This window comes from Paenibacillus sp. UNC451MF (assembly GCF_000686845.1).
GTDB lineage: Bacteria > Bacillota > Bacilli > Paenibacillales > NBRC-103111 > Paenibacillus_S.
In genome coordinates this window covers 393783-399782 of the sequence record NZ_JMLS01000004.1, presented here as the reverse complement: position 1 = coordinate 399782, position 6000 = coordinate 393783, and the positions used below count along the sequence as shown (strand labels likewise).

General features: G+C 43.9%; 5 protein-coding genes. 3 read left to right on the top strand and 2 right to left on the bottom strand.

Going from position 1 to position 6000, the window contains the following annotated elements:
- Positions 1–182: 182 nt before the first annotated feature.
- The gene (locus BP97_RS35750) at positions 183–1916 is read right to left on the bottom strand and encodes a hypothetical protein (RefSeq protein ID WP_051620469.1); all 1734 of its coding nucleotides are present in this window, start codon (positions 1914–1916) and stop codon (positions 183–185) included.
- Positions 1917–2202: 286 nt separating this feature from the next.
- Between BP97_RS35750 and BP97_RS0109315 the strand changes: the two genes are divergently transcribed.
- Positions 2203–3249 (top strand): hypothetical protein, encoded by a 1047-nt coding sequence (locus tag BP97_RS0109315; RefSeq protein WP_028548863.1) that lies wholly within the window; start codon positions 2203–2205, stop codon positions 3247–3249.
- 312 nt (positions 3250–3561) lie between these two features.
- Here BP97_RS0109315 and BP97_RS35745 read toward each other — a convergent pair whose 3' ends face one another.
- The gene (locus BP97_RS35745) at positions 3562–4608 is read right to left on the bottom strand and encodes a ParB/RepB/Spo0J family partition protein (protein ID WP_036745654.1); all 1047 of its coding nucleotides are present in this window, start codon (positions 4606–4608) and stop codon (positions 3562–3564) included.
- A 220-nt stretch (positions 4609–4828) separates the two neighbouring features.
- Here BP97_RS35745 and BP97_RS0109305 point away from each other — a divergent pair, with 220 nt between their 5' ends.
- The gene (locus BP97_RS0109305; protein WP_028548862.1) at positions 4829–5356 is read left to right on the top strand and encodes a DUF6886 family protein; all 528 of its coding nucleotides are present in this window, start codon (positions 4829–4831) and stop codon (positions 5354–5356) included.
- Entirely contained in the window at positions 5353–5994 is a 642-nt protein-coding gene (locus BP97_RS0109300) for a Type 1 glutamine amidotransferase-like domain-containing protein (RefSeq protein ID WP_028548861.1), read from the top strand. The genes BP97_RS0109305 and BP97_RS0109300 overlap by 4 nt, the downstream gene beginning before the upstream one ends.
- Positions 5995–6000 lie beyond the last annotated feature (6 nt).

Here is a 6000-nt window from a genome sequence, read left to right as displayed (position 1 = left end):
CGCTTATGACAGCAGCCGTACAAAACATGAAAAAGATTGCATTCCATCTGGAGCGGAAGGCGAAAGAGGCCTAGCCTCCCATCCGGCCTTCTCAAAATAGCCTCTAAATACAGAAAGAAACCCAACGTTTTAAAAAAACATGGGTTTCTCTACAATCTGAAAAGCCGTATCACGGCTTTTTTTTATTTCATAGAATGTGGTTTTTCCTTGCGGAAAATAGAATAAACAATCCACCCAATAACAGCCACGATAAACCCTAACCCCGATAAAATCCACCACAACTGACCTTTTAATGGATTTTCATCCGCTTTTAGCTGATCTTTCTTATCCGTCTGTACAGTTGGAGGCGCATAGCCGATATTAGCCAGTGCATTAGGCCCAAGCCTCTCTTTCAGTTGAGCAAGATACAAGCTTTCCGGATTTACTTTGGCTCCCCATGAGTCATACTGGCCTTCGGGATCTTTGGAGGATATCTTTTTGCCGACACAACCGATACACCAGTTCAACGTTCCAGGAGCCTGGGATACGAGGATTTGCGGGGATTCCACGTTCCATGCTACGGACCAGCCCATTGGCCAGCCATGACCTGATCCTGCTGTCGTCCGGTTCATAAATACGATGCCTTGGGCATCATTGGACGGATTCGAAAAGCGGCTGTTATCTACAAGGATTCCAGTTGTCCAACGTTGATGAGGGGCAATGCCATTTTTTTCGGTAGATGTAAAATTCAATATCACGATAGGACCGGAGCCTTGATTCTGCGTTACGAAAGCCCAGGAACCTTTACCTTTGTTCTGAAGATCATTGGCTTGATTCTTATTGAACAATATTTGAGTTCCCGTGCATGTGAAGCTGGCAGGTGCAGCAGAGTCCGTAGAGGAGATCGTGTGATTTATAGTGACGTTATCGACTGTAATCTGCTTGGACGCTTTATCTATCGTAAAGTTGTCGATACCGTCTTGAACGACTATATCACGAACCCAGGAGTCAGTAATCGCATTCATATAAACGGCTCTGTATCTTTCGACTACTGCAGGAGCCTGGATTTTAAGGTGTTCCAGTCCCACTTGGGATATCCGGCCTGGAAAGGTATATTTGGCGACGGTTCCTACAGGGCTGCCAATATATTTGGAATCGAAAGAATCAGTCAATGGTGCGTCGAGTGTAATTTGATTTCCGGAGATGGACTTGATAACTCGGTCAGTCGTGATTTTGCTTCCAGGTGCTATCCAAGTTTGGGGCTTGCCGTCACGGACCAATGTATCCATTCCCATGAAATGAATCCAGTCTTTAGTCGCGGTGCGGCTAATCAGCACATTATCTCCTTCCTTGAAGCCGGAAGCGCTGCTGACTGTTAGGGTATCAGTGCCCGATGGAACATAGGGGTCAGCGATGTTAACGCCTACGCTCGGTGTATGCGAACCGGTACCGGCGATATTAAATAACAGGAATGGGGCACCATTCATTTGAATGACAGTTCCTCCATTACCTGAGCCACTCCCACGGACGATGACACCGCTGGTCTTCATATTTATTTGCTTGGTCGTTATAAACGTACCAGGCCCTAGCAGAAGCGCGCCTCGAAATCCGTCTTTAAGCGGCATTGCTGCAACTTCGTTTATGGCATTCTGTATGACGGATGTATCATCGCCGCCGGAAGGCTGTATGGTTTTCACTACCGGAACCTCCGGAAATGCAACGCCGCCCCCCATATAGCCTGCGGAAGAAAAATCCATTATTCGATTGCCCGATTCGTCTTTTTTATAGACCAGTTTACCGTCTTGACCATAGAATACCCAGCTTGAGGTTGCTTCAGTGCCGGCCGAAAAGCTTGGAGCACCGTAAGAGGCAGTAAGAGTAAGGAGCAGAATCAGCATTGCGGGAAATTGAAGACGTTTACTTTTCAATAGAATCATATAATCTACCTCCAGGAGGCCGATTTATTTCGTAGATGCTCGTACTGTTTTCGCTCCAGCGGTCACTAATCTTTGAAATAAATAGTGAAAAATTACCAAACATATTCAATATACTTGATGTCCCGTCGAAGAGCAACTAAGCAAATTAAGAGCTTTAATAGATTTAGTAGACAAACACTACATTGACAAAGGAACATATGTTCTGTATTATAAAATGGAATAAATATCCATAAAAGATAAGCTTTTTGGTTTTCCTTTCTCCACTAATTTCAAAAGAGGTGTTTACATGTCTAAGCTGTATTGGAACCTATTTGATGATTTGGATTGTTTTGATGTAGGTAATTCGAGCGCATGTCCCGGACAATGGCGAACCAAGGATGCTCTGTATTTTAACCACAATGAACGAGCAGTTCCTGTACTGCTTCGTGAAGAGCTAAAAGTCGATTGTTATCGGTTGCAGGCTGAAATTGCTTGTCCTGGACCAATAGGCTATATCGGATTAGTATTTGGGGCAAAAGATGCATTGAACTATGAAATGGTGTACGTATCGCCAGGCACTGAAGAAACACCGGGAGAAATTCAATACGATCCGATGATGAACGGCTCAACAACTTGGCAAATTTATAACGGTCCACGCTATCAGTCACCGGCACCTTTTAGACGTGGAGAGTGGGTAAAGCTAGCTTTAGATATACATCCCAGTCATGCAGCTGTCTGGGTTGGAGACACGGCAACACCGCAGTTGGTGATTTCCAATCTTCAGCATGGAAGTTCAGAGGGAAGAATTGGGGTATGGGGTTATCTCCCTGGGTACATTCGTAATCTTTCGGTAGAAGAGATACCAGCTGTGGCAGCTAAACCAAGCGCAGAATCTTTAAAGCAGTTGGCCGAGGAAACGTTCGTAACGGAATGGCTAGTCTCTAAGCCTTATTCCGAAGGAGGACAAGCAGAAGAGGAATCCCTTTGGATCAGAGCCAACGTTGAAGAGAACGGTACGCTCAACTTGAATCGCCTTTTTTCGTCAGGAAATGGCCTTACAGTACGTGCCGAGTGTAAATTGATCTTGTCTGACAATATAGAATCGTTACTTACTTTTGGCTTTAGTGACAGGCTTCGTTTATGGATAAATGACGAAGAAGTATATCAAGGAGATTGGAAATGGGATCCGCCTGCCAGCGACGGACGAATACGCCCTGATTTGGCAAGTGTTGGGGTGAGGTGGCGGGAGGGAACTAATACGATACGAGCGGAAATTACTAGTACGGAAGTTGTGTTTGGCTGGGGTATGAGCGTAAGAACCGGGCTGAATAGTAGGCTGCTTAAGACCACTTAGAGCATTCTCATTATTCTCATTCTAAAGAAGCTTATTTAGAATGGCTGTTTATATAAGCATATTGTATTTACAGATTATGGATGTAAAAATTTAAGGACGTAATAAGTCCATGTGGGACGAATAACGTCCTTGAAATAAGGAGGTTATACAGTGATCTATCCAGATATCGTATTGCCGCGCCTTAGGTATCAATATTGTCCGATGTGCCGCTAGGAGCTTATGAAACAAGTGATTAATGATGATCAGATGGAACGAATAACCAGTAATAAAAATAGGCTGCTTCTCCAATTTATGAGAACAGCCTAAATGAATTTATTGAGTCATTCCAACCGAGGGAATGGTTTCTGATTTCATGCTATCTTTTATATTTCTCCACTCTGCAAGCTGCATTTCTAGCTGCTCAATGAGCTTATCCATTTCTTGCGTTAAGCTCGCTCTATCGGTATCTTGGATATTATGAATATCCGTAGGCTGAGGAGCGTGGGCTGGAAGAAAATCGAGCAGGCGCTGTAGCTTGCCTTCGATTGGAGCTTTGGCAGGTGCGGTAGCCGCTGGTGATGTTGCAATCGGATCTTGATCGATTATCACCGGTTTTTCCTTTTTCACCGTTTCCTTTGGTTCTTTAGGTTCTGATTTTTTAGCCCGTTCTGCTTTATTTTGTTCAAATGTCGACCAGGTTTCCAGCAGCTCATGGCCCGATTTATATAATAGCTTGTCTTTCGTATTTGCCGAGATCGTTTTATCTTTAAATAAACGGGCGATCTTTTTGACATCACTCACAGGCATCTCGTCACGCGCTACGATCAAAGCGAGCGAATCACGATGCTCCAAGGGCAAATCCTTAAGTGGGAGCAGTTGATCTTCCGTTAGCCGATCTTTTTTGATTTCGGTGCCTGCTACGATAATCTTTTTGACGGCATTGCTGAACTTGAGCAGCTCACATTTGTTTTTAATATAGGATTCCGGTTTGCCCAGTCTGCTGGATAGAAACTTGGTCGAGCTGCTGAACTTCGGATCATTCAAAAGCTTGTTAAACGCTTCTGCTTCTTCGATCGGTGAGAATCCTTCTCTCGTCAAATTTTCTGCGATTTGCTCCAAATAAATTTCCGTTTCGTCCGTAATATCGGATACGATACAAGGAATGGTCGGACGGCCCAGTGTTTTGCAAGCTTTGTAGCGCCGGTTGCCGTATATAATTTTATAGCGTGCATCTTTGGCGGATCTTACCTTGATGGGAGAAAGCAAACCGAGTTCCTCAATACTTTTCATTAATTCCTGCAGCGCATCTTCATCGAACTGGTATCTCGGTTGGTCCGTGTCTTCATCTATTAAATGTGTTGAAATTTCAATAATATCCATTTGCTTGCTCCTATCCTTTCATAAAAATATAGAAAAACCACCAAACATCATGGCGGTTGTTGACAAGCCTGTACGGTTACATGTCAAAACGTTGAATCGCAGTACATCTAACTTTATCAAGAGATAAACAAATAGTCTATACTTTTCCCGAAAAATGCCATATGATTTTTGTAAGTCATCCACGGTTGAACGAAAGAAAGACAGACAGGAGGTCAATTGCTTGCTTTATCATTTTAGCGAAGAACCGGACATCCGGATGTTTACTCCCAGAAGGATGGATTCTCGTCCGGATGAGCCTGCTCAAGTATGGACGATTGACGAGTTTCACGCTCCTCATTACTATTTTCCAAGAGACTGCCCAAGGGTATGTATTTGGCCGTATGAGCGTACGTCGGATGAAGATAATCTGCGGTTTTTCGGGCATTCGGCAGTCCAACGTGTTATGGTAGTGGAAGCTGGCTGGCTAGATCAAATTCGCGCAGCTCGACTGTACCGGTATACTTTTAACGATAAGGATTTTGAGATATATGATTTAAACGCCGGTTATTATACTTCCGTCCATGAGGTAAAACCAGTCTCCGTTGAGCCCGTAGGGGATTTGTTATCCGTCATATGCGATACTGGCATAGAATTAAGGTTGACCCCCTCATTAATGCCTTTAAGAGAGGCTATTCTCCAATCGACGGTTAATTTTTCTATGATCCGTATGAAATACGCTAAGGAACACATAAACAAGGAGGTAATATGAAGCTCCTATTAACCTCAGACGGAATTAGCAGCAGCGCCATAGAAGAACAAATCTTAGCCATGCTCGATTCACCTCCCGCAAAATTGAAATCCTGCATCATTACCACGGCATCCTCCAAAAAACATAAAAGCCAAACGGCTTTATCCGATCAAGTTTGTCTTCGACGACTGGGTGTCGCTTGCTGCGATTTATTGGATATAGAGTTCGATGACCCGCATGTGCTTTCGAATTATGATGTTATTCATCTTAATGGCGGCAATCCGTTTTATCTCATGCTGCAAATGAAGCGTAGAAATGCGGTGGAACTGATGAGACAACTGGCCCAACAGCACAGGCTAATCATAGGCGTCAGTGCCGGAGCTATGGTACTTGCGGACACTTTGGAGCATGTGAATGAGTTAAACCAAATTATTGGCTATGAGAATATGGATCTGGAGGAGCTCACGGATTACAGTGGAATAGGATTGACCCCATTGGCAATCGTACCTCATTACAATCGATTTATCGCGGATAATCATGATTTTGAGCAAAAGCTTCAACAGCTTGAGCTCAGCAAAAATAGGCGCTATGAAAGAATCAAGGATGGTGAAGCTCTTATTATACAGGGGGATACAATGAGCTATGTGAGTTCAGGATGAACTTAA